The 25935-nt window shown below is 62.3% G+C and carries 23 protein-coding genes and 1 tRNA gene; 13 read left to right on the forward strand and 11 right to left on the reverse strand.

All coding sequences use genetic code 11. The features are described from left to right. Nucleotides 1-173: 173 nt before the first annotated feature. The 4 genes from NKI73_RS29615 to NKI73_RS29630 all read right to left on the reverse strand — a co-directional run bounded on the left by NKI73_RS29615 (nucleotide 174) and on the right by NKI73_RS29630 (nucleotide 4844). Nucleotides 174-1202, reverse strand: coding sequence for an esterase-like activity of phytase family protein (locus NKI73_RS29615; RefSeq protein ID WP_352635081.1), 1029 nt, complete (start codon nucleotides 1200-1202; stop codon nucleotides 174-176). Next, nucleotides 1199-3097, reverse strand: coding sequence for a cobaltochelatase subunit CobT (cobT, locus tag NKI73_RS29620; RefSeq protein WP_352635083.1), 1899 nt, complete (start codon nucleotides 3095-3097; stop codon nucleotides 1199-1201). Before cobT ends, NKI73_RS29615 begins: the two co-directional genes overlap by 4 nt. Nucleotides 3098-3108: 11 nt before the next feature. Further along, nucleotides 3109-4095 (reverse strand): cobaltochelatase subunit CobS, encoded by a 987-nt coding sequence (gene cobS, locus NKI73_RS29625; RefSeq protein ID WP_352635085.1) that lies wholly within the window; start codon nucleotides 4093-4095, stop codon nucleotides 3109-3111. 119 nt (nucleotides 4096-4214) lie between these two features. Beyond that, nucleotides 4215-4844, reverse strand: coding sequence for a J domain-containing protein (locus tag NKI73_RS29630; protein WP_352635087.1), 630 nt, complete (start codon nucleotides 4842-4844; stop codon nucleotides 4215-4217). 181 nt (nucleotides 4845-5025) lie between these two features. Between NKI73_RS29630 and NKI73_RS29635 the strand changes: the two genes are divergently transcribed. Next, nucleotides 5026-5328: a BolA family protein gene (locus NKI73_RS29635; RefSeq protein ID WP_352635089.1), complete on the forward strand. Its 303-nt coding sequence runs from the start codon at nucleotides 5026-5028 to the stop codon at nucleotides 5326-5328. Nucleotides 5329-5344: 16 nt separating this feature from the next. Here NKI73_RS29635 and NKI73_RS29640 read toward each other — a convergent pair whose 3' ends face one another. Together NKI73_RS29640 and NKI73_RS29645 are read right to left on the reverse strand one after the other, a co-directional pair. Further along, the gene (locus NKI73_RS29640; protein WP_352635091.1) at nucleotides 5345-6898 is read right to left on the reverse strand and encodes an acetolactate synthase large subunit; all 1554 of its coding nucleotides are present in this window, start codon (nucleotides 6896-6898) and stop codon (nucleotides 5345-5347) included. A gap of 196 nt (nucleotides 6899-7094) precedes the next feature. Beyond that, nucleotides 7095-7901, reverse strand: coding sequence for an alpha/beta hydrolase (locus tag NKI73_RS29645; RefSeq protein WP_352635093.1), 807 nt, complete (start codon nucleotides 7899-7901; stop codon nucleotides 7095-7097). Between the two features lie 393 nt (nucleotides 7902-8294). Between NKI73_RS29645 and NKI73_RS29650 the strand changes: the two genes are divergently transcribed. Genes NKI73_RS29650 through NKI73_RS29660 form a run of 3 tightly spaced genes read left to right on the forward strand, consistent with a single transcriptional unit; the run spans nucleotide 8295 to nucleotide 13123 of the window. Then, nucleotides 8295-10244: a PrkA family serine protein kinase gene (locus NKI73_RS29650; RefSeq protein ID WP_352635095.1), complete on the forward strand. Its 1950-nt coding sequence runs from the start codon at nucleotides 8295-8297 to the stop codon at nucleotides 10242-10244. A gap of 18 nt (nucleotides 10245-10262) precedes the next feature. Continuing rightward, nucleotides 10263-11570: a YeaH/YhbH family protein gene (locus NKI73_RS29655; protein WP_352635097.1), complete on the forward strand. Its 1308-nt coding sequence runs from the start codon at nucleotides 10263-10265 to the stop codon at nucleotides 11568-11570. 8 nt (nucleotides 11571-11578) lie between these two features. Next, nucleotides 11579-13123 carry a SpoVR family protein gene (locus tag NKI73_RS29660; RefSeq protein WP_352635099.1) on the forward strand — a complete coding sequence of 515 codons (1545 nt, stop codon included), beginning with the start codon at nucleotides 11579-11581 and terminating at the stop codon, nucleotides 13121-13123. 48 nt (nucleotides 13124-13171) lie between these two features. Here NKI73_RS29660 and NKI73_RS29665 read toward each other — a convergent pair whose 3' ends face one another. From NKI73_RS29665 to NKI73_RS29675, 3 genes are read right to left on the reverse strand one after another with little or no spacing between them, the layout of a single operon-like run. Next, nucleotides 13172-14068 carry an HlyC/CorC family transporter gene (locus NKI73_RS29665; RefSeq protein WP_352635101.1) on the reverse strand — a complete coding sequence of 299 codons (897 nt, stop codon included), beginning with the start codon at nucleotides 14066-14068 and terminating at the stop codon, nucleotides 13172-13174. Further along, nucleotides 14065-15228 carry a 3-dehydroquinate synthase gene (gene aroB / locus NKI73_RS29670; RefSeq protein ID WP_352635104.1) on the reverse strand — a complete coding sequence of 388 codons (1164 nt, stop codon included), beginning with the start codon at nucleotides 15226-15228 and terminating at the stop codon, nucleotides 14065-14067. Before aroB ends, NKI73_RS29665 begins: the two co-directional genes overlap by 4 nt. Further along, entirely contained in the window at nucleotides 15225-15836 is a 612-nt protein-coding gene (locus NKI73_RS29675; protein WP_352635106.1) for a shikimate kinase, read from the reverse strand. Before NKI73_RS29675 ends, aroB begins: the two co-directional genes overlap by 4 nt. 210 nt (nucleotides 15837-16046) lie before the next feature. Here NKI73_RS29675 and NKI73_RS29680 point away from each other — a divergent pair, with 210 nt between their 5' ends. The 5 genes from NKI73_RS29680 (at nucleotide 16047) to NKI73_RS29700 (ending at nucleotide 19934) form a co-directional block, all read left to right on the forward strand. Beyond that, a complete protein-coding gene (locus NKI73_RS29680; protein WP_352635165.1) occupies nucleotides 16047-16199 on the forward strand; it encodes a histidine kinase in 153 nt (50 codons plus the stop codon). After that, nucleotides 16200-17117 carry a site-specific tyrosine recombinase XerD gene (locus NKI73_RS29685; RefSeq protein WP_352635108.1) on the forward strand — a complete coding sequence of 306 codons (918 nt, stop codon included), beginning with the start codon at nucleotides 16200-16202 and terminating at the stop codon, nucleotides 17115-17117. It abuts the gene before it with no gap. Between the two features lie 99 nt (nucleotides 17118-17216). Continuing rightward, complete coding sequence (locus NKI73_RS29690; RefSeq protein ID WP_352635110.1) at nucleotides 17217-18167, forward strand: acetyl-CoA carboxylase carboxyltransferase subunit alpha; 951 nt, start codon at nucleotides 17217-17219, stop codon at nucleotides 18165-18167. Nucleotides 18168-18383: 216 nt separating this feature from the next. Then, nucleotides 18384-19682 (forward strand): L,D-transpeptidase family protein, encoded by a 1299-nt coding sequence (locus NKI73_RS29695; RefSeq protein ID WP_352635115.1) that lies wholly within the window; start codon nucleotides 18384-18386, stop codon nucleotides 19680-19682. Nucleotides 19683-19691: 9 nt separating this feature from the next. Continuing rightward, nucleotides 19692-19934 carry a sulfurtransferase TusA family protein gene (locus NKI73_RS29700; protein WP_352635117.1) on the forward strand — a complete coding sequence of 81 codons (243 nt, stop codon included), beginning with the start codon at nucleotides 19692-19694 and terminating at the stop codon, nucleotides 19932-19934. 3 nt (nucleotides 19935-19937) lie between these two features. Here NKI73_RS29700 and NKI73_RS29705 read toward each other — a convergent pair whose 3' ends face one another. Further along, entirely contained in the window at nucleotides 19938-21062 is a 1125-nt protein-coding gene (locus NKI73_RS29705; RefSeq protein WP_352635119.1) for a CobW family GTP-binding protein, read from the reverse strand. A gap of 68 nt (nucleotides 21063-21130) precedes the next feature. Then, on the reverse strand, nucleotides 21131-22294 hold the full coding sequence (locus NKI73_RS29710) for a D-alanyl-D-alanine carboxypeptidase family protein (protein ID WP_352635121.1): 1164 nt from the start codon (nucleotides 22292-22294) through the stop codon (nucleotides 21131-21133). Nucleotides 22295-22511: 217 nt separating this feature from the next. Here NKI73_RS29710 and NKI73_RS29715 point away from each other — a divergent pair, with 217 nt between their 5' ends. The 4 genes from NKI73_RS29715 to NKI73_RS29730 all read left to right on the forward strand — a co-directional run bounded on the left by NKI73_RS29715 (nucleotide 22512) and on the right by NKI73_RS29730 (nucleotide 25933). Then, a complete protein-coding gene (locus tag NKI73_RS29715) occupies nucleotides 22512-23675 on the forward strand; it encodes a M20 aminoacylase family protein (RefSeq protein ID WP_352635123.1) in 1164 nt (387 codons plus the stop codon). Nucleotides 23676-23761: 86 nt separating this feature from the next. After that, nucleotides 23762-23838 (forward strand) — tRNA-Arg (locus tag NKI73_RS29720). 83 nt (nucleotides 23839-23921) lie between these two features. Further along, nucleotides 23922-24563: a cytochrome b gene (locus tag NKI73_RS29725; protein ID WP_352635125.1), complete on the forward strand. Its 642-nt coding sequence runs from the start codon at nucleotides 23922-23924 to the stop codon at nucleotides 24561-24563. 320 nt (nucleotides 24564-24883) lie between these two features. Then, nucleotides 24884-25933, forward strand: a complete 1050-nt coding sequence (locus NKI73_RS29730; RefSeq protein WP_352635127.1) for a PilN domain-containing protein — start codon at nucleotides 24884-24886, stop codon at nucleotides 25931-25933. The last annotated feature ends 2 nt before the right edge of the window (nucleotides 25934-25935 follow it).

A 25935-nucleotide genomic window follows, 5' to 3' on the forward strand; every position in this document is an offset into this window, starting at 1 on the left:
ATACGCGCCAGGACATCTGGGTCCCCACCACGGGCTCACGGGTAACCGGCGCCCCCCACGCGGGCGCGGCTGCGCTGGGACGGAGTGGGGGAAGGCGTCCGGCCAAATCGAACCCGCGCCAAATCGAACCTGCCGTTGAGACCTTCAACTTCACGTTCGCACTGGAGTACCACTCAATCCTGGTGCAGAATAAATTCCAGATAGAGGTTACGCTGCAGCATCGAGTGGTTGTCGTCGGAAATCAGCGACACCATCAGCGCACCGTCGTCGCGGGTCCAGACGTCGAGCCCTTCCATGTTATCGATCTGGTAGCCCATGTCGGCTTCCAGCAGCACCGGCCCGTCGGCGACGGCGCCCTTCTCGACGCTCTCGCCATAGATGCGCCGCAGCCGCATCTTGACGCCTCTGGCCATCGAAAAACTGCGTTCCAGAAGCAGCAGGTCGCCATCCGGCAGGAAGGCACCGTCGGTGATGTCGAAATCGCCGTTGCGCTTGACGGTGAAGACGCCCTTGCGCGGCCCTTCGATGATGGCGGCATAGATGTTGCCGGCCTTGTCGAGGCTCTTCTCGGAGACCACGACCAGCCCGCCCTCATGCTGGCCGTTGGCATTGGCATGGGTGACGGTCTCGAAGCCGCGATTCTGGCGCAATTCCTGGGCCGGAACCACGAAATCCAGCTGGCTGAACGGCGCCTTCATGCCGGTGGGGTCGATCCTGAACTGGGCGACGCGGTGGTTGCGCTCGAAGCCGACGGTGGCAACACCGTCTTTGACCGCGAGACCTTCCGCATCGACCTCCCATTTCTTGTCGATCGGCCGACCGGTCTCGTCGACCATCTGCTGCATGCGAAAATTCTGAATGCCGGACGGCCGCTTGTCAGCGTCGCGAACCACCGTGCCGAAGAACCAGAACCCGGTATCGGCAACGCCGATGAACTCGCCGCCGGCTTTCAGGAACCGGAACGCCGACAGCGCGCCGAAATCGCGCGTTGGTGAGGTCATCTCCAGCCCGCCGACGAATTCGAGCGTACCGAACTGCTTGTCGGCATGGCCAATCTGAAATTCGGCAATCGGGCGGGCCGAGACTTCGACCGGTTCGACCGAGGTGGAATCAGCCGAACCAGCTGCAGCTGAAGCCGCGCCGGCGAACAGGGCGATGGCGGCGAAAAGCGTCTGCTGAAAGCCGCGGCGCGAAAAGATCATCCGGCGCGCCGCATACCGCCGCGCCGCGTATCCTTCGCGCTCTCCTCGGCGAACAGCGAAGCCAGCTGCTCGGTCATCGCGCCGGCCAGTTCCTCGGCATCGACGATGGTGACGGCACGGCGGTAGTAGCGCGTGACGTCATGGCCGATGCCGATGGCCAGCAGCTCCACCGGCGAGCGCGTCTCGATCAGTTCGATGACCGCGCGCAGATGACGCTCGAGATAGTTGCCAGGATTGACCGACAGCGTCGAATCGTCGACCGGCGCGCCGTCCGAGATCATCATCAGGATCTTGCGCTGTTCGGGCCGGGCAATCAGCCGGTTGTGCGCCCATAGCAACGCCTCGCCGTCGATGTTTTCCTTGAGCAGGCCTTCGCGCATCATCAGGCCGAGATTGCGCCGTGCCCGCCGCCATGGGTGGTCGGCCGATTTGTAGATGATGTGGCGCAGATCGTTGAGCCGGCCGGGATTCGGCGGCTTGCCGTCCTTCAGCCACTTCTCGCGCGCCTGCCCGCCCTTCCACGCCCGCGTGGTGAAGCCGAGGATCTCGACCGAGACGCCGCAACGCTCCAGCGTGCGCGCCAATATGTCGGCGCAGGTGGCGGCGACCGTGATCGGCCGGCCGCGCATCGAGCCCGAATTGTCGAGCACCAGCGTCACCACCGTGTCGCGGAATTTGGTGTCGCGCTCCTGCTTGAACGACAGCGGCTGCATCGGATCGATGACGACGCGCACCAGCCGTGCCGGGTCGAGGTAACCCTCTTCCAGGTCGAAATCCCAGGAGCGGTTCTGCTGCGCCATCAGCCGGCGCTGCAGTCGGTTGGCCAGGCGGCCGACGACGCCGGACAGATTGGCAAGCTGCTTGTCGAGGAAGGCGCGCAGCCGGTCGAGTTCTTCCTCTTCGCAAAGCTCCTCGGCGCCGACCGTCTCGTCGAAGGCGGTGGTGAAGACCTTGTAGTCGATTTCCTTCGGCAGATTGGTGAAGGGATTGTCGTTGCGGCGCGCCTCGCCGGGTGTCTCGGCGTCCGCATCGTCATCGTCGGACAGGTCGTCGGCTGTGGCGTCGGAGGCTTCGGTCTCGGCCGACTGCTCGTCATCGGCCGACGCCTCGGCATCTTCGGATTGCGACTGCTCGGAACCGGAATCCTCTTCGCCGCCCTCCTCGCTCTGCTCCTCGCCTTGCGGCTGGTTTTCGTCATTGTCCTCGGAGTCTTCCGTCTCCTGGTCATCGCCGAGTTCCTCGGCCATTTCCATGGAGGCGAGCATCTCGCGCACGACGCGGGCGAAGGCCTGCTGGTCACCGAGCTTTGCCGACAATCCGTCGAGGTCGGCCTTGGCCTTTTCCTCGACCCAGGGCCGCCAGAGTTCGACCAGCCGCTCGCCGCTTTTCGGGATCGGCCGGCCGGTCAGCTTCTCGCGCACCATCAGGGCAAGAGCTTCCTCGATCGGCGCGTCGGCCTTGTCCTTGACGTCGACGAGGTTGGCCTTGGCGTATTTGTCCTCAAGCATCGAGCCGATATTGTCGGCGACGCCTTGCATGGCGCGTGAGCCGATCGCCTCGACGCGGGCCTGCTCGACCGCGTCATAGATGGCGCGGGCCGCCTTGCCCTCCGGTGCCAGCTTGGTGTGGATGCGCACGTCGTGGCAGGCGCGCTTCAGCGCCATGGAATCGCCAAGCCCGCGGGTGATGGCAATGTCGGTCTTCGACGCCTTCTTCGGCAGTTCGGGCAAGCGCGCGCGGCTGCCCGCAAGTGCGGGCCTATCTTTGACGAAACCGACCTCGAGTTCCTTGTCGCCGGCGATGGCGCGCATGCAGACGGTGACGGCGCGCTTGAAGCTGTCGGCTTCAGACCCCGTCTTCGACTTGTTGCGCGTGTTGTCGCCCGGACCCGCCATCGAGGCTCTGCTTACCCCAGCACCACGTTGGCGGCGCTCTCGGGCAGATCCTCGCCGAAGGCGCGCTGGTAGAACTCGGCCACCAGCGAGCGCTCGAGCTCGTCGCATTTGTTGAGGAAGGTCAGCCGGAACGCCATGCCTATATTGCCGAAGATCTCGGCATTCTCGGCCCAGGTGATGACAGTGCGCGGGCTCATCACGGTCGACAAATCGCCATTGATGAAGGCCGAACGCGTCATGTCGGCGACACGCACCATCTTGTTGACGATCTCTTTGCCCTTGGCGTCGCGATAGTGCTTGGCCTTGGCCAGCACGATGGCGACTTCGTTGTCGTGCGGCAGGTAGTTCAGCGTGGTGACGATCGACCAACGGTCCATCTGCGCCTGGTTGATCTGCTGCGTGCCGTGATAGAGACCGGTGGTATCACCCAAGCCAACCGTGTTGGCGGTCGAGAACAGCCGGAACGCCGGATGCGGGCGAATGACACGGCTCTGGTCGAGCAGCGTCAGCCGGCCCGACGATTCCAGCACGCGCTGGATGACGAACATCACGTCCGGACGGCCGGCATCATACTCGTCGAAGCACAGCGCGACATTGTGCTGGTAGGCCCAGGGCAGGATGCCGTCGCGAAATTCGGTGATCTGCAAGCCGTCCTTGACGACGATCGCATCCTTGCCGACGAGATCGATACGGCTGACATGGCTGTCGAGGTTGACGCGCACACAGGGCCAATTGAGGCGGGCGGCAACCTGTTCGATATGGGTCGATTTGCCGGTGCCGTGATAGCCCGACACCATGACGCGGCGGTTGTAGGCAAAGCCTGCCAGGATCGCCATCGTCGTGTTCTTGTCGAACAGATAGTCCGGATCGATGTCGGGCACATGCTCTGATGTTACCGAATAGGCCGGCACCACCATCTTGGAGTCGAAACCGAATTTCTCCTTCACCGACACCGTCGTGTCGGGCAGGTTGGCGATGTCGCGATCGACCTTGTTCATATCTCTCAACGTCTCCACGGGCGAAAAGCCTGATTTCGCCGGCAATCGATTTTGTTCGGGGGCGGTCTTAGAGATCCAATCTTATGAAAGTTGGAAAAATGCCCCGACCGAAAGGTCGCTCAGCACAGGCCCGCCTGTTTGAGCACGCGATAGGCCTGCAGCACATCGCGGAACCGGTCTTCCGAACCTCTGTCGCCACCATTCGCATCCGGATGGTGGAGTTTCACCAGTTCCTTATAGCGCGCCTTGATCTCCTTGCCAGTCGCCTTTGTATCAAGGCCAAGCGTTTCCAGCGCCTTGGCCTCAAGCGGCTTGGCCTTGCGCTCGCGCGCCTCGCGCGGATCCTTTGGCCCTTTGAACAGGTCGAACGGGTCGCGCATGCGGTTGTAGTAGCCGGCACGGCCGGAGCGCATCTGGGCCATATCGGGCGACGATCGCGTCGAGGGGCCGGTGGCGCCCATCTTCCAGGTCGGCCGATGGCCGGTCATCGCTTCCTTCTGGAAGCGCGCGACCTCGGTGTCCGGCACGCCGGAGAAATAGTTGAAGCCCTTGTTGTACTCGCGCACATGGTCGAAGCAGAAACGGAAATACTCGCCCTCCTTCATGCGCCCGACCGGCGCGCGATGGGTGCCCGCCTCCTTGCAGCCGTCCCACTGGCAGATCGGCGAGTGCGACTTCAGCTCCGCGTCCTTGTCGGGGCGGACGCGAATCTTCTCGAAATATTTGGGGTACGGCTTCATTTCACCCATTTATGGGGCGTTCGCAGATGCGAAACAAGAATTGACATTTTCGCGATGATCGCCCTAACCGCTGAATCGCGGCATAAAGCAGGCGAATGGCGGATTTTGTTGCGCGGCAGCGGCTTTTTCGAAGACCGATTTTCGGTTTCAAGGCTGATGTGCCAGCCATATGTGGTGAAGGGAGACGGCGATGTCCATACAGAAGACCATGGAAGACAAGCTCAACAAGGCATTTTCGCCGGACCGGTTGGTCATCATCAACGAGAGCCATCTCCATGCCGGCCATCACCACAACGGCTCCGACCATCACGGCACCTATGACGGCACCGGCGAGACGCATTTTCGCGTCCGCGTCGTCGCTTCCGCCTTTGCCGGCATGAGCCGCATCGACCGCCACCGCGCCGTCAACGAACTGCTTGCCGACGAGTTGAAGGCCGGTGTGCATGCGCTGGCGATCGAACCGGCGGCTCCCGGCGAGAAGACCCGCTGGTAGGTCGGTTAAGCCGCGCTCAGAGCACCGCTTCGATGAGGAACGGCCCGCGCCGTGACAAGGCGCTGTCCAGCAGCGCGTCGAACCGCTCGCACGTATCGGCGCGGGCCGCCTCCACGCCCATGCCTTTGGCCAGCGACACCCAGTCGAGCGGCGGATGGTCGAGGTCCAGCATGCGCCTGGCGTTCTCGCCGATCGCCTCGACACCGACATTCTTCATCTCGCCATGCAGGATCGCATAGGTCCGGTTGGCAAACACGATCGTCACCACATCGAGATTCTCTCTGGCCTGGGTCCACAGCCCCTGCACCGAGTACATGCCGCTGCCGTCGGCTTCGAGATTGATCACCTTGCGGTCCGGACAGGCGATCGCCGCCCCCGTCGCCATCGGGATGCCTCCGCCGATCGATCCGCCTGTGCCCATCATGTAGTCGTGCGGCGCGGCAAAGGCCGACAGCGCGAAGAAACGCAGCGCCGAGGTGATCGCTTCATCGCAGACGATCGCTTCCACGGGAAGCTTTCGCGCCACCGACAATGCGATGGCATCTTCCGTCAGCTTGCCGTTCGGCGTTGCCTCGTCGGGAAAGGCGGTCGCGAACACCTGTTGTTGCGCCGGCTTTATGCCGAGTTCGTCGCGCAGCGCCTCCAGCGCCGCATGCAGATCGTTGCCATGGGCGGCCAGCGTCAGCACCTGGCACCCCTCACGGACAAGCCGCCCGGGCTTTCCCGGGTAGGCGAAGAAGGCAACCGGTTCCTTCGCGCCGACCAGGATCAGAACGTCGATATTCCCGAGCACAACCGTCGCCGCATCGACCGGATAGGGGATGCGGGTCGGCGCGACACGTCCGCGTCCGCGTTGCATTCGGGCGATCAGGACATCGCTGAAAAGACGGACATCGCTGCCCGTGGAAATCTGCCCGGCGACGGCAAGCCCATCGGCTCGTGCGGCCTTCCCACGTACGATCATGCCGGCCCGACCTGGAGCCGCACGGATCGCCGCGGCGACCGTGCGCACCGCGTCCATGTCGACGGCGGGCGGCGGTGCCAGCCTCACCTTGCCGACCGAAACCGCTCCAACTTCGCCCCAGGCGGCATCAGCCGGCAGGATCAGCGTCGCGACACTGGGAGGCGTCAACGATGCGCGCAAGGCCGCCTCGGTCGCCGGCGCGACATCGTCTGGGCCGCCGATGCGGCAGACCCAGTTCGACATCGGTGTAGCAAGGCCTTCGATATCGCTTGTGAGCGGAGCATCGAGCGGCAAATGGTAGGAGGCATGGTCGCCGACGATGTTGATCATCGGGCTGAGCGCACGCCGCGCATTGTGCATGTTGGCGAGACCATTGGCCAGGCCGGGACCGGTATGCAGCAGCGTCGCGGCCGGGCGATCGGTCATCCGGGCATAGCCATCGGCAGCCCCGGTCACCACACCCTCGAACAGGCCGAGCACGCAACGCATCCGCGGTTTGCGGTCAAGCGCTGCAACGAAATGCATTTCTGAGGTGCCGGGATTGGCGAAGCAGACCGTCACATCATTGGCCAGAAGCACGTCACACAGGACATCGGCTCCGTTCATGCAATTCTCTCCTGTTGACGATCGAGGAGCAATTCCAGGAAAAGTGTTAAGCTGTTTTCCCGGGAAAAGCGCATAGCGCTTTCCCTTGGGAATTGCGCCAAAACAAACAGATAGAGCAATGCACCTGCGGGCGCCCGCACGGCAATATCCCGCCAGTGCTTTTGGTCTGATCCAGTAGCTAACGCACGAGCTTCGATCAGCCGACCGTCGATTTCAAGAATGCCAGCGCGACAGCGGTCAGCGCATCGCCGTCGTCGCCGAAATCGCGATTGATCGACATGTGCGTATAGGCGCTGCCGTCGAACAGCGTAACCCTGGTGCCGGTGGCGCGCAGGCGCTTGGCAAAGGCCTTGGAGGCTTCGCCACGGCCAGGCGCCCGCGAATAGGCGATGAAGGTCGGCGGATGCTTGCGGCCGTCGACATAGCTGATGGGCGATAGTGCCGCCCATTGCGTAGGGTCGGAAAAGACCCGCGCATAGGCCCGCACCATGCCGCCATTCCTGGCAAGCGCTACAAGGTCGTAGGCCCTTGTATCATCGAGAAGCAGGGCAGCGACGCCGGGCAGTCCACCGCGCATGCCGGTCAGCGCAATCAGATGGCAGCCGGCCGAATGGCCCATGCCCACAATGCGGTTGGGGTCGCCGCCATGCCGGGCGATGTTGGCCCTGATATAGCCATAGGCCTTTTCGACGTCGCCGGCCTGGGTGGCGACATCGGCCTCAGGCAACATGCGGTAATCGATGGAGACGAAGCAGAAGCCATTGGCCAGCAGGAAGGCCGGTTTGGCGTTGACCTGGCTGCGTTTGCCGAACTGCCAGGTGCCGCCATGGACGAAAAACACGACCGGCAGGCCGGTTGCACCATCGGGGGCATAGATGTCGAGTTTGGCCGGCCCGTAATCGAAAGTTTTTGGCGCTGGTTGGCGTTGCCGCCACGCAGCCGATGCTCCCAGTGGCAGCATCGCCGCCACGGAAGCCAGAATGAGGCTTCGTCGATCGATCATCGTGGTCTCCCGACCGTGTCGGCCAAGAGTGCCCGCGCACGCCACGAGCGTCCAGTTAAGGATCGGCAATATCCAAAAATCTGGTTCGGCGATCGATCCTCGATCCGAACGCGATCGAACTGCCCCATCGAACCCGCATCGGGCGACAGCTCTCACCGCATCAAATGCACGCTCTCGGTTCAGTTCACGAAATCAATATTTGTCCTTGACGGCCTCATCTGTCCATCACCCCCTAAGTTATTGGATACGCATTCTAATCACATGGGGTGCTGTCCCGGGTCGATGCCAGGCGCACGTTCTCTCCTTCATGTGAAGGGAACCACAATGCACCCCCGGTAGTTGAATAGATTGAGAGCCATCCGGCAGCCAGAACGGCTTTGAGGGCGGAATATCATGCGTGAGAATCAGTCCGACGTCTTCGATCTTTTTTCGGAGATTTATGCGAACGCGGCCCAGGAAGAAATCAGCCTCCAGCAGTACCTTCTTGCCTGCCGAGAGGACAAATCGATGTATGCCTCGGCGCCTGAACGGATGGTCGAGGCAATCGGCGAGCCGAACCTGGTCGACACCAGCAAGGATGAGCGACTCGGCCGCATTTTCTCGAACCGCACCGTCAAGATCTATCCCTCTTTCTCCGACTTCTACGGCATGGAGGATACGATCGAGCGCATCGCCGGATATTTCCGCTATGCCTCCCAGGGGCTCGAGGAGCGCAAGCAGATCCTCTACCTCCTCGGCCCTGTCGGCGGCGGCAAATCCTCTCTGGCCGAACGGCTGAAGAGACTGATGGAGGAACGCCCGATTTACACGCTGAAGGCCGGCAACCAGATCAGTCCGGTTTTCGAATCGCCGCTCGGCCTTTTCAATCCCGATCGCATGGGCGACCTGCTGGAAGACAAATACGGGATAGCCCGGCGCCGTCTCAACGGGCTTATCTCGCCTTGGGCGGCCAAGCGGCTTGATGAATTGTCCGGCGACATTTCCAAATTCAGCGTGGTCGAGTTGAAGCCTTCGCGGCTGCGCCAGATCGGCATCACCAAGACGGAGCCTGGCGACGAGAACAACCAGGATGTCTCGGCCCTGGTCGGCAAGGTCGACATCAGGCAATTGGAAAATTTCAGCCAGTCCGATCCGGACGCCTATTCCTACAGCGGAGGACTGAACCGGACCACACAGGGCCTGCTCGAATTCGTCGAAATGTTCAAGGCGCCCATCAAGGTCCTGCATCCGCTGCTGACCGCGACCCAGGAGGGCAGCTACAACGGCACCGAGAATTTCGGCGCCTTCCCCTATCAAGGCATCATCGTGGCCCATTCCAACGAATCGGAATGGCAGCAGTTCAAGAACAACAAGAACAACGAGGCTTTTCTCGATCGCATCCTAGTGGTCAAGGTGCCGTATTGTCTGCGGACAACCGAAGAAAGACATATCTACGAAAAGCTGCTGCGGGAGAGCGAATTGGCCACCAGTGCCTGTGCCCCTGAGGTGCTGGACATCCTCAGCCGCTTTACCGTCTCGACCCGCTTGGCCAAGCACGACAATTCGCCGCTCTACACCAAGATGCGTGCCTATGACGGCGAGAACCTGAAGGACGTCGACACCAAGGCGAAACCGGTTCAGGAATATCGCGATGCCGCCGGCGTCGACGAGGGCATGGCCGGCGTCAGCACGCGCTTTGCCTTCAAGATCCTGTCGCAGACCTTCAACTATGACACCGAGGAGGTGGCCGCCGACCCTGTACATCTCATGTACATCCTGGAGGAGGCAATCAAGCGCGAACAGTTTCCGAAGGAGACGGAAGCGGACTATCTGGAGTTCATCAAGTCCGAGCTGGCGGCCCGGTATGCCGAGTTCATCGGCCACGAAATCCAGAAGGCCTATCTGGAATCGTACAGCGAGTATGGCCAGAACCTTTTCGATCGCTACATCGCTTATGCCGATGCCTGGATCGAGGATCAGGACTACAAGGATCCCGACACCGGCCAGATCCTCAACCGCGAGGTTTTGGACAATGAGCTGTCGCAGGTCGAAAAGCCGGCCGGCATCGCCAATCCCAAGGACTTCCGCAACGAGGTGGTGAAGTTCACCTTGCGCGCCCGTGCAAGAAATCACGGCCGCAACCCGGCGTGGACAAGTTACGAAAAGCTGCGCGAAGTCATCGAGAAGCGCATGTTCGGCCAGGTCGAGGACCTCCTGCCGGTGATCAGCTTCGGCTCCAAGCAGGATAGCGTGACGGAAAAACGGCATAATGAATTCGTGCAACGGATGGTCGAGCGTGGCTACACCCAGCGGCAGGTGCGTCGCCTTGTGGACTGGTACATGCGGGTGAACAGGGCGGGTTGAGAGAGCCCGGATGGTTCCATGCCGATCTTCATCGACCGTCGCCTGAACCCAAAAGACAAGAGCCTCGGCAATCGCCAGCGCTTTCTCAGGCGTGCGCGCGAGGAACTGAAGCGGAGCATACGCGATCAGATCCGCACCGGCAGGATCGCCGACGCCGACGCCGAGCACGCTGTGCCCATGCCCGAAAGAGGCACGGGCGAGCCGAGTTTCAACAACGCTCGCAACAGCGGCAGGCGCCAGCACATCCTGCCGGGCAACAGGCATTTCTCCCCTGGGGACCTGATCCCCAAGCCCGGCGGGGGCGGCGGCGCGGGAGCCCCGGGGAATACGGCATCTGAAGACGACTTTCGTTTCGTGCTGTCGCGTGAAGAGGTGCTCGATCTTTTTTTCGAGGATCTCGAACTCCCAGATATGGTCAAGCTCAACCTCAAGGAGATCCTTGCCTTCAAGTCGCGCCGGGCTGGCTTCGCCGCCACCGGCTCACCGACCAACATCAATGTTGTGCGCACGATGCGCAACAGCCATGGCCGCCGCATTGCGCTGAGACGTCCCAAGCAGGAGGAGTTGGACGCGATCCTCCAGGAAATCGCCACGCTCGAGTTGGTGCCATCCAGCGCAGCGGCGCGTCAGCGCATTGCGGCGTTGCGCGAAGAGCTTGACCGGCTGGAACGGCGGCGCAGGCGGATTGCCTATGTCGATCCGGTCGACATCCGCTTCAACCGCTTCGATCCCCGGCCTGTGCCGAACGCCAATGCCGTCATGTTCTGTCTGATGGATGTATCCGGCTCGATGGGTGAGCGCGAAAAGGATCTGGCGAAGCGCTTCTTCGTACTGCTGCACCTGTTCTTGAAACGGCGCTACGAGCGCATCGAGATCGTCTTCATCCGCCACACGCACCTGGCCCAGGAGGTCGATGAGGAAACATTTTTCTACAACACGCAAAGCGGCGGCACCGTCGTTTCCACCGCGCTGGAGGAAATGCACCGCATTATTGACGAACGTTACCCCGCCCACGAATGGAACATCTACGCCGCCCAAGCCTCGGACGGCGACAATTTCGCCGGCGATTCCGAGCAATGCATAACATTGCTCAACGGCAAGCTCATGCGGCTGTGCCAGTATTTTGCCTATGTCGAGATCATCGACGAGCGTGAAGCCCATATCTTCGGCACGACCGAAAACGGGACATCGCTATGGCGAGCCTATAGCGAAATCGACCTGAGATGGCCGAACTTCCAGATGAGCCGCATTGCCACGCCCGCCGATATCTACCCGGTCTTTCGCCAACTCTTCGGCAGACAGCCGGCTTCCCTCAAGAGTGCATGAGGGCTCCGATGGCCAGACAAGCCAGTAAATCCAGCCTGCTTTTTTCGGGGTCCGACTGGGATTTCAAGACATTGTCACGAACCTATGACGCGATCGAGGCAATCGCGGTCGAAGAGCTTCATCTCGAAACCTACCCCGTGCAGATGGAGATCATCTCTTCCCAACAGATGCTCGACGCCTATTCATCGGTCGGCATGCCACTGATGTATCGTCACTGGTCTTTCGGCAAACATTTCCTCCATCAGGACCTGCTCTATCGCAAAGGCGGGCGAGGGCTTGCCTATGAACTGGTCATCAATTCCAATCCCTGCATCGTTTATCTGATGGAGGAAAACACCATGGCCCTGCAGGCCCTGGTGACGGCCCATGCTGCGCTCGGGCACAACCATTTCTTCAAGAACAACCAGTTGTTCAAGCAGTGGACGGACGCAGGGGCGATCCTCAGCTACCTGGACTTCGCCAAGGGCTACATTGTCCGTTGCGAGGAGCGGCACGGCCCCGCCGCCGTCGAGGCTGTTCTTGATTCCGCCCACGCGCTGATGGCGCAGGGCGTGTTCCGCTATCACCGGCCGCCGAAGCTGTCGTCGGAGCGGCAGCGCGAAGGGCTTCGCGAGCGCCTCGAATACGAAGAACACTCCTATAATGATTTGTGGCGCACGCTGCCGCCGTCGCAGCGAACGGCCAACGACAAGGGACACGACGAGCCGGAGCGGAAGAAATCGCTCAACCTGCCCGAGGAAAACCTGCTTTATTTCCTGGAAAAGAACAGCCTGATCCTGGAGCCTTGGCAGCGTGAGGTGATCAGGATCGTTCGTGTCATAGCACAATATTTTTACCCTCAACGGCAAACACAGGTGATGAACGAGGGCTGCGCCACTTTCGTCCACTATACGCTGATGAACATGCTGTTCGATCGCGGCCAGATCAGCGAAGGCGCCATGCTCGAAATCCTGCGGAATCATTCCAACGTGGTCTTCCAGCCGGCATACGACGATCCGCGCTTTTCCGGCATCAACCCCTACGCTCTCGGCCTCGATATGATGCAGGACATTAAGCGCATCTCGACCGAGCCGACGGCGGAAGACCGGGAATGGTTTCCCGACATCGCCGGTCACGGCAACTGGCTTGAGGTCCTGCTCGATGCCTGGGCGGATCACCGGGACGAGTCCTTCATCCGCCAGTATCTCAGTCCGACCTTGATCCGGAAATGGCGGTTCTTTGTGCTCGGTGACGTTGCCGAACAACCGCATTGCCAGGTCGCCTCGATCCACAACGAACGCGGCTATGCCAAGATCCGCGCCGCGCTTGCCCACAGCTACGAGATCGGCGCGAACCAACCGGACATCCAAGTAATGGATGTCGATCTGCTCGGCGACCGGCATTTGAGGCTGCAGCACAAGGTCAATGATGGCATCCTTCTCGAGGATGCCAGCCGCGATGCCACGCTTCGTCACATCCGCAGGCTTTGGGGTTATGAGGTCAGCCTGGCGGCCGTCGACGCTGAGACGGGCGCGGCTATCCACGAACGCTCGACGAGCCAGATCGCAGAATGAGACTCCTTAGCTGCGCTGGTCTCATGGCGCCAAAAAGTGCGCAGCGTTTTAAGCGTCGCCGGCTGGCCTGATCCTCAGCCTGGCAATCCGGTTCTTGTCGCGCTTCATGACGGTGAAGCGCTTGCCGTGGAACGTGAAAGCCTGCTTCTCCTCGGGGATCGACTGCGTCTCGTGGATGACGAGGCCGGCAATGGTGGTGGCCTCCTCATCCGGCAGGTTCCAGTCGAGCGCCCGGTTCAGGTCGCGGATCGGCACCGTGCCGTCGACGACGACGGAACCGTCAGCCTCCTGCTTGACGCCCTGGATGTCGACATCATGCTCGTCGGCGATCTCGCCGACGATTTCCTCGATGATGTCCTCCAGCGTCACCAGCCCTTCGACCTCGCCATATTCGTCGACGACGACGGCGAAATGCGCCTTGCGGCGCAGGAAGGCGTTGAGCTGTTCCTGCAATGTCGTGGTGTCGGGCACGAACCAAGGTTTCGAGGCAATCTTCATCACGTCGATCCTGGAGAAGTCGTTGCCGACTTCGTTCAAGGCGCGCAGCAGATCCTTGGCGTGCAGCACGCCGACGATGTTGTCGAGCGAGCCCTTCCACAGCGGCATGCGGGTATGCGGGCTCTGCAGGATCTCGCGCACCACCGCCTCCGGCGCATTGTCGGCATTGACCGAGCGCATGTTGGTGCGGTGGACCATGATGTCGGAGACTTCAAGCTCGGCGAGATCGAACAGGCCGCCGACGCGATCGCGATCCTCGCGCACTATCTGGCCGTCGCGGCGGAAATCGTCGACCGCGCCGCGCAATTCGTCCTGGGTCGAGCGCTGCGGCTCGATGCGCGACAGCTCATAACCAAAAGCGGCAAGCAGGCGCGTGCGCACGGCAACGACCAGCAGGATGAGGATGGCAAGGACAGCGACGACGATCCAGCCGGTCTCGTTGTTCATTTCGGCCGCATCTTCTGCTTGCCCAGCCGGCTTTCCTGCTGGCTGGGATGGTTCTCTTTCAGGAACGACAGCACTTCCGATGCCGGAACATCCTTGGCGATGAAGGCCTGGCCGATGCCGCGCGTCAGGATGAAGGTCAGCGCACCGCGCGACACCTTCTTGTCCTGGGTGATGAAGGCAAGCAGCGCCTCGGCGCCCGGCAGATCGCCCGGGATATCGGCCATGCGCCAGGGCAGGCCGACGGCGCGCAGATGCGCCTCGACGCGCGCCGCGTCGTCAGGGCTGGCCAGGTTGAGCCGCGACGAGAACCGGTACGCCAGCGCCATGCCGATAGCGACGCCTTCGCCATGGACAAGGCGGGTTCCGTCATATTGGGTGGCGGCTTCCAGCGCGTGACCGAACGTGTGGCCGAGATTGAGCAGCGCGCGGTCGCCGGTCTCGAACTCGTCGCGGGCAACGACGTCGGCCTTGGCCCGGCAGGCTTCGGCAATGGCCTGCGCCCTCTCCGGTCCACCGGCAAAAACCTGGCCCCAGTTCTCTTCCAGCCAGGCGAAAAATCCCGGCCGGTCGATAAGCCCATATTTGGCGAGCTCGGCATAGCCGGCGCGGAATTCGCGGATCGGCAGCGTGTCGAGCACTCCGGTGTCTGCCAGCACCAGCTTCGGCTGATGGAAGACGCCGACAAGGTTCTTGCCGCGCGCGCTATTGATGCCGGTCTTGCCGCCGACCGAGGAATCGACCTGCGCCAGCAGCGAGGTCGGGATCTGCACGAAATTCATGCCGCGCCGCACGATGCCGGCGGCGAAGCCGGCAAGGTCGCCGATAACGCCGCCGCCAAAAGCGATGACAATGTCGCCGCGTTCCAGCCTGGCTGCCAGCACACCGTCGACCACCTCTTCGAGATGAGCAAAGCTCTTGGTCTTCTCGCCGGGCGGCAGCGTGATCACGGCGGGCTGTATGCCGTCCGTCTCAAGGCTGGCCTTCAGCGCATCGAGATGCGCTGAAGCGACATTGGCGTCGGTGATCACAGCGGCGCGGGTACCCGGCAGCCGGCGCGAAATCTCCGCACCGGCGCGTGATAGCAGCCCCGAGCCGATCAGGATGTCGTAGGTCCGGTCGCCAAGGCCAACTTCGACGGTGACTGGCTGATCCGCGCTCATGATCGCACCTCGCCTGTCGCAGCGGTCACATCGATGCCGAAATGCCGGCACAGCGCATCCACCACCTCGGTCGCGATGACCTCCTTGCGGTCGTCGCGGGTCGGCACGGTGACGTCAGATGTCGCGTAGACCGGATAGCGCTCGCTCATCAGCCGCTCCAGCACGGCGCGCGGATCGGCACTTTTCAACAGCGGCCGGTTCTGCTTCTTGGAGACGCGATCCATCAGAAGGTCGAGCTCGGCCTTCAGCCACACCGACACGCCGTGCGAGGCGATCGCCTCGCGCGTCTGCGCGTTCATGAAGGCACCGCCGCCCGTCGACAGCACTTGTGGGCCGTTTTCCAGCACCCGCAGGATGACGCGCTGCTCTAGCGCCCTGAATTCGGTCTCGCCATAACGCTCGAACAGCTCCGGTACGGTCATGCGCGAGACGCTCTCGATCTCCTGGTCGCTGTCGATGAAAGGCAGCGCCAGCATCGTCGCCACCTTGCGGCCGATCGCCGTCTTGCCGGCGCCCATCAGCCCGACAAAAACGATGGAACGGCTGCCGAGCCGGCCAAGCAGCGCGGCGTGGGTCTCGTCTGGAGGATTTGCTGGCAGCGCGTTCATCGGATGTTTCGAGGGCCCTCTTTGCCGGCGTATCGACATGAAAAGCCCGTTTGCGTCAAGCGTGGCAAGCACCTTGAGCCCGATATGGGCTGGCAAGGTCTGCGCCGGAAGTTGCTGACAGGCCTCAGCTTCTTCCTTGAATTGGCCGGATTGGCGTCCCATAAGGGGACAGGGTTTGGAAACGCAGAACAAGAAGACGGGCGAAAATTAATGCCGACACTGTTTCGCTTTGTCGTGATAGCAGCGATTCTGGCTGGCATTGCCTATGGTACGATGTTCGCACTGGTGATGTTCGTGGAGCCCAAGAAGGGAGAAATGAGCGTGCGCATCCCTCCGGAAAAGCTCAATCCCAAGAAAAGTTGAATGAACAGCGCCGCTCGCATCGAAGCCTTCCTGGAAATGATGAGCGCCGAACGGGGTGCCGCCGAAAACACGCTTTCCTCCTACCGCCGTGACCTCGAAGACGCCTCTGGCGAGATCGATGGCGGGCTCGCCGGTGCGGCAGCCGCCGATATCCGCGCCTATCTCGACGACGTCGCCGCGCGCGGCTTTGCCGCCACGTCGCAGGCGCGCAAACTGTCGGCGATCCGCCAGTTCTTCAAATTCCTCTACGCCGAAGGCCTGCGCGGCGATGATCCGACCGGCACGTTGGACAGCCCGAAAAAAGGCCGCCCGCTGCCCAAGACGATGAGCGAGGCCGACACCGGCCGGCTGATCGACCGCGCAGCACTTGAGGCCGGCGATTCAGGGCTTGGCGACGGTGAGTGGCTGGCGGCGCTGCGCCTGCATGCGCTGGTCGAGGTGCTTTATGCCACCGGCCTGCGCGTTTCCGAGCTGGTCGGCCTGCCGGTGACGGTGGCACAGCGCGACGACCGCTTCTTCATGGTGCGCGGCAAGGGCGACAAGGAGCGCATGGTGCCGCTCTCGGCCAAGGCGCGCATAGCGATGAAAACCTGGCTTGCTGCCCGCGCCAAGGTTCCAGCCTTTGCCGACAGTCCGTTTCTGTTTCCGGCCGCCTCGGACAGCGGCTATCTCTCGCGCCAAGTCTTCGCGCGCGACCTGAAAGGGCTGGCGGCAAGGGCCGGCATCGCCTCGGCGAAGATCTCGCCGCATGTGCTGCGCCATGCTTTCGCCAGCCATCTCCTGCAGAACGGCGCCGATCTCAGGGCCGTGCAGCAATTGCTCGGCCATGCCGACATATCGACGACACAGATTTACACCCATGTGCTGGAAGAGCGGCTGGTGCGGCTGGTCAACGATCATCATCCGCTTGCCGACTAGGCCTCATATCGCTATGTGAGGACGACGTTTCACCGCCCGGAGCCTTGGATTCAAGGGTTCCGTCAGCCATTGCCTTCCGATGTATCGGTCCGCTCACGCATGTACAATTACCTCGATTTCGAAAAGCCGGTGCAGGACCTCGAGGGCAAGATCCTCGAGCTGAAGAAGCTCGCCGAGAATGGCGAGGCGGTCGATGTCGGCGACGAGATCAGCCGTCTCGAGAAGCGCTCCCGCGACGCCCTGCGCGACGCCTACAAGGCGCTGACGCCGTGGCAGAAGGTACAGGTGGCGCGCCATCCCGACAGGCCGCATTGCGTCGATTACATCAAGGGCCTGTTCAACGATTTCACGCCGCTGGCCGGCGACCGCAATTTCGGCGAGGACCAGGCAATCGTCGGCGGTTTCGCCCGCTTCCGCGGCGAGCCTGTTGCTATCATCGGCCAGGAAAAGGGTTCCGACACGACCAGCCGCCTGAAGCACAATTTCGGCTCGGTGCGGCCGGAAGGCTACCGCAAGGCGGTACGGCTGATGGAACTCGCCGACCGCTTCAATATCCCGCTGCTGACGCTGGTCGACACCGCCGGCGCCTATCCCGGTGTCGGCGCCGAGGAGCGCGGCCAGGCCGAAGCCATTGCCCGTTCGACCTCCGCATGCCTTGGCCTCAAGGTGCCGTCGATCTCGGTGGTCATCGGCGAAGGCGGCTCGGGCGGCGCCATCGCCATCGCCACCGCCAACCGCGTCTATATGCTCGAACACTCCATATATTCGGTGATTTCGCCGGAGGGCGCGGCGTCGATCCTGTGGCGCGACACCACACGATCCAAAGACGCGGCGACCAACATGAAGATCACCGCCCAGGATCTTTTTGAGCTGAAGATCATCGACGCCATCATTCCCGAGCCGCTCGGCGGCGCGCATCGTGGCGCCGAAACCGTGATCGCCGCGACCGGCGACCTCATCGCCAGGACGATGAAGGATTTTGCCGGCGCCAACACCGATTTCCGCGAGCAGCGCCGCGAGAAATACCTGGCAATGGGCCGCAGTCTCTGATCGCAGGCAGCCTTGCTCGCCACAATGTGGCGGCACGGAGCATTTTTGCCACAAAAATGCCGCTGCTTTCAGCTCAATGGGACTGCCGTCAGGGGACGCATCGACACTTGCGGTAAGGAATTTGTTAGGGTTAACGGGCTTAGGGTCTGTCGATGTGCAGTGCAGTAGCCGGGGCGCGAACGCCCTGGCGCCAGAGAAAAGACGATATCCGTAGCCATGTTCGCCAAGCTTGCCCGTACCGGAATGCTGATAGCCGCGCTCGGTGTGGCCGGCTGCAACAATTCGTCGATGAAGGATTTTGCCCCGGAAGCCAACAAGCCGCTGCCCGACAAGATCCTCGCCGACATGAGGGCCAAGGGCATGGTCCGCACCTCGTCGGTGATGGCCCGCATCTTCAAGGAAGAGGGCAAGCTCGAAATCTGGAAGGCCAAGACCAACGGCCGCTACGACATGGTCGCCAGCTACGACATCTGCAAATGGTCGGGCAAACTCGGGCCTAAATACACCGAAGGCGACCGCCAGGCGCCGGAAGGCTTCTATACGGTGCGTCCGGCGCAGATGAATCCGCGCTCGAACTACCATCTGTCCTTCAACATCGGCTATCCCAACGCCTATGATCGCGCCAATGGCCGCACAGGCTCCAATTTGATGGTGCATGGCGCCTGTTCGTCATCGGGCTGCTATTCGATGACCGACGCGCAGATCGAGCAGATCTATGCCTTTGGCCGCGATGCCTTCCAGGGCGGCCAGACCGAGTTCCAGATCCAGGCGTTTCCGTTCCGCATGACCGCCGCCAACATGGCGCGCTACCGCAACGACCCGAACTACGACTTCTGGAAGATGCTGAAGGTCGGCTACGACAATTTCGAGATCACCAAAGTGCCGCCGAAGGTCGACGTCTGCGAAAAGCGCTATGTTTTCAACCAGGCTGCCGCCGACGGCGAAACGTTCGATCCGACCGGCGCCTGCCCGGCGACGACGCAACCTGATTCGCTGAAAAGCGCCTACAACTCCTATATGAGCACCTACGACGCGGCGTTCAACGGCGCGGTCAAGGCCAGCGTGCCGGCGCCCAAGCCGACCATTGCTGGCATCAAGGAAGCCAGCATCGTCTCGGACTGGTCCAAGCGCCGCGCCCGCGGTGAGCGCGTACCGATCGATCCGCCGTCGCTCAACAACGACGGCTCGGTCACCGAGACGGCGCGCATGGGCCGCATCGATTCGCCTGCCGGCCGCAAGATGGCCGCCCTCGACGCCGAAAAGGCCGCCAAGCAGAAGGCCGAAGAGCAGAGACTGGCTGCCATAGAGGCGGCCAAGCAGGCCAAGGAAGCCGCCAAGGCTCAGGCTCTGGCTGAAAAAGAGGCCGAGAAGGCTGCCAAGGAAGCCCCTGTCGCCACCGCGACCATCGCAGCCCCTTCCGAAGCCGCGCCAGTGGCAGAAACGCAAGCCGCGAGTGCCGACGAGAGCCGGGTGACAAAGCTGAAGAACAAGCTGCTCGGCATGTTCGGCGGCTGATTTTCACCCGTGACTGATCGCGTCGCTGTCTATGACCTCAAGGGACTGAACTGCCCCTTGCCCGTGCTCAAGGCCAAGAAGCGCCTTGCCGGCATGCAACCGGGCAGCCGGCTCTGGCTTGAAACCACCGATCCGCTCGCCGTCATCGACATTCCGGCATTCTGCTCCGACAGCGGCCACAATCTCATCGAAACGGCGGCTGTCGTCGGCGGCCATCGCTTCCTGGTCGAGCGCGGCGAACAGCGATCGTAGAGCTTACCGTCCGGCAATCGCCAGCGGATTGTTTTCCAGCGCCGCGCGGTCGGGCGTATCGATCGACGGCCGGTTGGTGAAGGCGGCGAACAGCCGGCGGATATAGTCTTCCGGCATGTCGAGCGTGATCAGAACCAGCCGTGTGCCACGCTGGCCATCGGGCCAGGCCGGCAATTGCACCGGCGGATGCAGGATTTTCTGCACGCCATGGATCACCAGCGGCCGCGACGGGTCTTCCCTGAGTTCGATGATGCCCTTCATGCGCAGCAGGCGCTCGCCATGCGTCGAACGCAACAGGTCGAGAAACATCTCGATGGCCGAAAACGGCACCGGGCCGTCATGCACCAGCGAATAGGAGCGCACCCGCGAATCGTGGCGATGGCCGTGGTCATGGCCATGTTCGTGATCATGCCCATCTTGATGATCGTGATCACGATGGTGGTCGTGATCGTGCGCTGCTTCCTCGCCAAGCCAGCGCCGCACATCAGCGGATTTGGTGGCGGGATTGTAAAGGCCGCAGTCGAACAGCGCCGCCACGCCTGTCCCGGTATCGGCGGCATCGAGCAGCTCGGCGCCCGGATTGATCTGCCGCAGTCGCGCCCGCAGCGTTTCCAGTTCGCTGGGGTCGGTGACCAGGTCTGCCTTGCTGAGCACGATACGGTCGGCGACGGCAACCTGCTTGACCGCCTCGACATGGGCATCGAGCGTCGCCTCCCCGTTGACGGCGTCGACCAAAGTAATGACGCCGTCGAGCCGGAATGCCTGGACGAGTGCGGGATGCGCCATGATCGACTGCAGCACCGGCGCCGGATCGGCCAGCCCCGTGGTTTCGACGATGACACGGGAGAGCCGGGCGATGCGGCCGGTCTGCAGCCGGTCGACCAGGTCGGCCAACGTGTCGACCAGTTCGCCGCGCACCGTGCAGCACAGGCAGCCGTCGGAAAGCTGGATGATGCCGTCGGAGGACTGCTCGACCAGCAAATGGTCGATCGCCACCTCGCCGAACTCGTTGATGATGACCGCCGTATCGGCCAGCGCCGGATCCTTCAACAGCCGGTTGAGCAGCGTCGTCTTGCCGGCGCCGAGGAAACCGGTCAGCACCGAGACGGGGATCGGGAAGCCGCTCATTGAGTTCTATCTGTCTGTTCGAGCATGATCTTTTCCGAAAACCGGTCTCCACTTTTCGGGATCATGCTCTAGTTCGCAACCTTGGCCGGCTGGTCGCCCTGCGCGGCGGAGCCGGCAATCTTCGGACCCGTCCCGGCCGGTGCCGGCCTATCGGGCCGCCAGCTCGGGATCGGCACGTCGGCATAGTCCTGTCCGCCTTGGTCGAGGACGGCCTTCGGCGCCGGACCGGTGGCGCCGCCAAGGCCGACGGCAACCAGCGTCGGCACATGGTCGAGCTTTTTCTGATAGGGCGATTTCGGCACGTCCTTGGCAACAACCGGCGGCGCTTCGGACTGTTCCTGCGGCGCCTTCTTCTTGCAGACCTCGTCATGCATGTCGTTGGGCGAGACCGTGTCGCCATAGGGCGCCAGCGTAGTGACGGTGGCCGAGCCGGCGGCAGGCGTGTCGAAACCCTGATCGAGCAGTTTCGCGGCCGTCTCGGCACGGGTGACCGCCGACTTCTCGCCAAGCACCACCGCGACAAGCGTGCGCCCGTTGCGGGTCGCCGAACCGATCATGTTGAAGCCGGAGGGGCAGACAAAGCCGGTCTTCATGCCGTCGGCGCCGGGATAGCGGCCGATCAGCAGATTGTAGTTGGGAATAGCCTTCTTGCCGACGGCAAGGCCTTCGATCGAAAACCACGACGCATATTGCGGAAATTCACGGCGGATCGCCATCACCAGAACGGCGAGGTCGCGCGCCGTCGTGTACTGGTCCGGCGAATAGAGCCCGTTCGGATTGACGAAATGCGTGCCGTTCATGCCGAGCCGGATCGCTTCGGCATTCATCCGTTCGGCGAAGGCTGCCTGCGAACCGCCGACATTCTCGCCGACGGCCATGGCGATGTCGTTGGCCGATTTGACCAGCATCATCTTCAGCGCATTGTCGAGCCGCATCACCGAGCCCGGCTTGAAACCCATCTTGCTTGGCGGCTCGGAAGCGGAGTGTTTCGTCACCTTGATCGGCGAATCAAGCTGGACCTCGCCGGCGGCGATCGCTCGAAAGGTCACATAAGCGGTCATCAGCTTGCTCAACGACGCCGGATACCAGCGCTTGAATGCATCCTGATGCTGCAGGATCTTGCCGCTGCCGAGGTCGAACACGACCACCGGATTGGCCAGCGTCGGCCCGGCCAGGACCGACAGCGCGATTGTGCCAGCCGAGAATAGTTTGAGGAAATGCCTGTGCCGCATGATCAAATCCGAAATCGCCTCTTGCCGTAGTCGCCCCTGGCTCCGTAAGATTTCGTTACGCGATCGCCAGCATGATAGGTCCGACCCTCAAAAACCGGACCGCATCGATGCGGTGCTATTTACCCTATGTGACGCCAAGATGGCAAAGTGCCTGGCGATCACAATTGCAAGGCAGCGGGCCGATACCCGCCTGTCCCAACAGCGAGATGGAACCATCATGCCAATCCTGAACCGTGCCGCCGAAATGCAGGACGAAGTTGCCGGCTGGCGCCAGCATCTGCACCAGACGCCAGAACTCAACTTCGACGTCTTCAAAACCGCCGCCTTCGTCACCGAGAAGCTGAAAGCCTTCGGTTGCGACGACGTGGTGACCGGCCTCGGCAAGACCGGCGTGGTTGGCATCATCCGCGGCCGCCAGGGCCAAGGCCCCACCATCGGCCTGCGCGCCGACATGGACGCGCTGCCGCTCAATGAGATATCAGGCAAGCCCTATGCCTCGACCATTCCGGGCAAGATGCATGCCTGCGGCCATGACGGCCACACGGCGATGCTGCTTGGTGCCGCGAAATATCTCGCCGAGACGCGCAACTTCACGGGTTCGGTGGCGGTGATCTTCCAGCCGGCGGAGGAAGGCGGCGGCGGCGGCAACGAGATGGTCAAGGACGGCATGATGGAGCGTTTCGACATTTCCAAAGTGTTCGGCATGCACAACATGCCAGGCCTGCCTGTCGGGCAGTTCGCCATCCGCCCGGGCCCGATCATGGCGGCGACGGCCGAATTCACCATCACCGTGCGCGGCAAGGGCGGCCATGCGGCGATGCCGCACGGCACGATCGATCCGATCGTCATCACCAGCCAGCTGGTCGGCGCCTTGCAGACGATCGCCTCACGCAGCACCGACCCGGTCGAGGCCGTGGTGGTGTCGGTGACCAAATTCCATGCGGGTGACGCATACAACATCATCCCGGAAACGGCGGAAATCGCTGGCACCGTGCGCACCTTGCGCAAGGAAATCGCCAAAAAGTCCGAAGAGCGCATCCGCACGATCTGTGAAGGACTGGCGACCGCCTTCGGCGCCAAGATCGAGGTCGACTACCAGGCAAATTACCCCGTGACCTTCAACCACGCGGAAGAAACGGTGTTTGCCAGCGATATCGCGATCGGTGTCGCCGGCGACGCCCATGTCCACCGCGGCATCCAGCCGGTGATGGGCGGCGAGGATTTCTCCTATATGCTCGAAGCCCGCCCCGGCGCCTTCATCTTCATCGGCAATGGCGACACCGCCGGTCTCCACAACCCGGCCTACGACTTCAACGACGAGGTCATCCCGCACGGCATGAGCTACTGGGTGAAACTGGCGGAAACCGCGCTGGCCGCCTGATACCTTCGACGCCAAGAGGCTGACCGAATTGCGTTCGGCCAGCCTCTTGGCGAAACGATCCGAAGCGGCTATGTGTCGGGCCGCGTGGTCCCGTAGCTCAGTAGGATAGAGCGGCAGATTCCTAATCTGTAGGTCACAGGTTCGATTCCTGTCGGGATCACCATGCTTTTCAATGGCTTAGTAAAGAACCGTCGTACTTTTTTGCGAAACTAGTCCCGTTGGAGAGGGCGAAACCATCACGCCCTCATGCGCGTATTTGACAATCGTCGGGCCTCAGATGTGAGAGAGAATCCTCGCTTGCGCTGGCATTTCGGCATTCGTCTGCTGCATTGGCTAACCGTGATCGCGCTCGCGGCGCAAATCGCAATTGCCTTCGGACCGATGGACGGGCTGGGTATGGCGACGATGAGCTGGCTTCCGCTTCACATGTCGATCGGCGTGACGATCCTTGCCGTCATCATCCTCAGGCTTTGCTGGCGCATCTTCATCCGTGCCCCTGTCAGGCAAACCTCACGGTTCATGCGGTTTGCGACTTCATTCTTCCATGTGCTTCTCTACGTCACGATTCTCGCCGTCCTGATAACGGGATGGCTGGGCTACCGGCCAATGCCTTTCATGCCTCCCGCACGGCTTTTCGGAAACTTGCCTATCCCGTTGGCGCCATCCGTCGGCGCGACAAGGGCTTTCGCGTCCATCCACGCAAAGCTGGTCTGGATACTGCTTGGATTCGTCGGCGTTCACATCCTGGCTGCGTTTGTGCATTTCGCCCTGCTTCGCGATGATGTCATGTACACCATGCTCTTTGGACGGCCGGACATCGCTTCGCGCAAAGAGAAAGCGCAGCTTGCTGTCGACGATGACGCCAGCGGCTCACGCGATCGCCCATAATCCTCCCGCAATGACAGCTGCGTATCGCGCCGCCGGCGGCTTCCTACCTGCCGTGGGCTCGCTAGGCCGATGGACGACGAAGAATCATAGTGACAGTGCACTTTTTACCTTGGTCGCCCGGCCGTCACATTCGACGCACGAGGCCGAGAGCATCGACCGGCCGGTGTGCAACGAGGCATTTCCGGAAAATAGTGCACTCTCGCCGTAATTTGCAAAAGTTGTGGCTAATCGGCCTCCCGCGCCTGCGCAATCGGCTTTTGTAGTAGTCTTGCGCCTGAAAACTTCGGCCGAGAATCAGCCGGGGTGGCGGGCGGCTGGTTGTGGCGACACTCAACGCGCAGGTTCTGGATTTCCTAGACTGGTGGCTCGATGAGCTGCGAGGGGTCTGGACGCGGATTGTTCCCAGGCAAAAGCAAGCTTCCACCTCCGACTGGATTGTCAGCCTGGCGGATGACGGCATTCGCGCCCGCGAGGCCAATGCGCCGGAATTTCAATCGATCCCGTTGGCGCTCACCGCTTCTTCGGACGAGGTTCTGGCACTTCTCCAGGACGGGCCTCGGCGCAAGCGGCCGACTTTCGATATCCGCATCGAGCCCGGGCTGTTCCTGACCAGGCAATTGGCGGCGCGGCGGCTGCCGCTTCGCCAGGCCCGGGACATGGCCGAACTCGACCTTCTGGCCTCGACGCCGATCGATCCGGCGCAGGTGCATGTCGTCTTCGCCAGGCAAATTGAGCGGGACTGCTTCTACCATGTCATCAAGGCGAAGACGCTGGCTGCGGTGTTGGAAGCTGTCCGCCGGGCCGGCGGATCGGTCCGCTGCCTGTCGCTGTCGCAGCCGGACCGCATCCCGCAGGCCGATCCGCTCAGCCTCGCCGCCATCTGGCCGCTGACCGCGCGCGACCGGCGTGGCAGGACCGTAGGGATGGTGGCCTGTTCGATGCTGGCCGGAGCCGTGCTCTTCACATTCGCTCACGCGCATTGGCGCAGCTGGCAGGCGGGTGCCGAACTGGACGCGCGGATCGCCGATGCGCAGGTGCTGGCTAAGGCGGCACGCACCTCGCTGCAGAAGCGCCAGGCCGGCATCGAGCAGATCGAAAATATCCGCCAGGAAAAGAAGACGACGGCGTCGCTGGTCCGCGTCTGGGCCGAGCTGACGCACCTGCTTCCCGACACGACCTGGCTGACCGATCTTTCGGCCAAGGGCGACGACCTGACCATCACAGGCTTTTCGGCCTCCGCCGCCGAGCTGATCCAGCCGCTCGACGCCTCGCCGTTGTTTTCGGCGCCCGAATTCGCCTCGCCCGTGGTCAAGGTTCCCGGCCAGGAGGGCGAACACTTCACCATTACGGCAAAGATCGGAGCGCTCTGACG

The organism is Mesorhizobium sp. M0496 (assembly GCF_040321205.1).
GTDB lineage: Bacteria > Pseudomonadota > Alphaproteobacteria > Rhizobiales > Rhizobiaceae > Mesorhizobium.

Excerpts from the sequence above, each read along its gene's own strand:
- NKI73_RS29650 (WP_352635095.1), top strand. The coding sequence starts at position 8,295 with ATGCGTGAGAATCAGTCCGACGTCTTCGATCTTTTTTCGGAGATTTAT.
- NKI73_RS29705 (WP_352635119.1), bottom strand. The coding sequence starts at position 21,062 with ATGAGCGGCTTCCCGATCCCCGTCTCGGTGCTGACCGGTTTCCTCGGC.
- NKI73_RS29675 (WP_352635106.1), bottom strand. The coding sequence starts at position 15,836 with ATGAACGCGCTGCCAGCAAATCCTCCAGACGAGACCCACGCCGCGCTG.
- NKI73_RS29630 (WP_352635087.1), bottom strand. The coding sequence starts at position 4,844 with ATGGGTGAAATGAAGCCGTACCCCAAATATTTCGAGAAGATTCGCGTC.
- cobS (WP_352635085.1), bottom strand. The coding sequence starts at position 4,095 with ATGAACAAGGTCGATCGCGACATCGCCAACCTGCCCGACACGACGGTG.
- NKI73_RS29640 (WP_352635091.1), bottom strand. The coding sequence starts at position 6,898 with ATGAACGGAGCCGATGTCCTGTGTGACGTGCTTCTGGCCAATGATGTG.
- cobT (WP_352635083.1), bottom strand. The coding sequence starts at position 3,097 with ATGGCGGGTCCGGGCGACAACACGCGCAACAAGTCGAAGACGGGGTCT.
- aroB (WP_352635104.1), bottom strand. The coding sequence starts at position 15,228 with ATGAGCGCGGATCAGCCAGTCACCGTCGAAGTTGGCCTTGGCGACCGG.
- NKI73_RS29695 (WP_352635115.1), top strand. The coding sequence starts at position 18,384 with ATGTTCGCCAAGCTTGCCCGTACCGGAATGCTGATAGCCGCGCTCGGT.
- NKI73_RS29615 (WP_352635081.1), bottom strand. The coding sequence starts at position 1,202 with ATGATCTTTTCGCGCCGCGGCTTTCAGCAGACGCTTTTCGCCGCCATC.
- NKI73_RS29710 (WP_352635121.1), bottom strand. The coding sequence starts at position 22,294 with ATGCGGCACAGGCATTTCCTCAAACTATTCTCGGCTGGCACAATCGCG.
- NKI73_RS29655 (WP_352635097.1), top strand. The coding sequence starts at position 10,263 with ATGCCGATCTTCATCGACCGTCGCCTGAACCCAAAAGACAAGAGCCTC.
- NKI73_RS29645 (WP_352635093.1), bottom strand. The coding sequence starts at position 7,901 with ATGATCGATCGACGAAGCCTCATTCTGGCTTCCGTGGCGGCGATGCTG.
- NKI73_RS29690 (WP_352635110.1), top strand. The coding sequence starts at position 17,217 with ATGTACAATTACCTCGATTTCGAAAAGCCGGTGCAGGACCTCGAGGGC.
- NKI73_RS29725 (WP_352635125.1), top strand. The coding sequence starts at position 23,922 with ATGCGCGTATTTGACAATCGTCGGGCCTCAGATGTGAGAGAGAATCCT.
- NKI73_RS29680 (WP_352635165.1), top strand. The coding sequence starts at position 16,047 with ATGCCGACACTGTTTCGCTTTGTCGTGATAGCAGCGATTCTGGCTGGC.
- NKI73_RS29635 (WP_352635089.1), top strand. The coding sequence starts at position 5,026 with ATGTCCATACAGAAGACCATGGAAGACAAGCTCAACAAGGCATTTTCG.
- NKI73_RS29685 (WP_352635108.1), top strand. The coding sequence starts at position 16,200 with ATGAACAGCGCCGCTCGCATCGAAGCCTTCCTGGAAATGATGAGCGCC.
- NKI73_RS29715 (WP_352635123.1), top strand. The coding sequence starts at position 22,512 with ATGCCAATCCTGAACCGTGCCGCCGAAATGCAGGACGAAGTTGCCGGC.
- NKI73_RS29660 (WP_352635099.1), top strand. The coding sequence starts at position 11,579 with ATGGCCAGACAAGCCAGTAAATCCAGCCTGCTTTTTTCGGGGTCCGAC.
- NKI73_RS29665 (WP_352635101.1), bottom strand. The coding sequence starts at position 14,068 with ATGAACAACGAGACCGGCTGGATCGTCGTCGCTGTCCTTGCCATCCTC.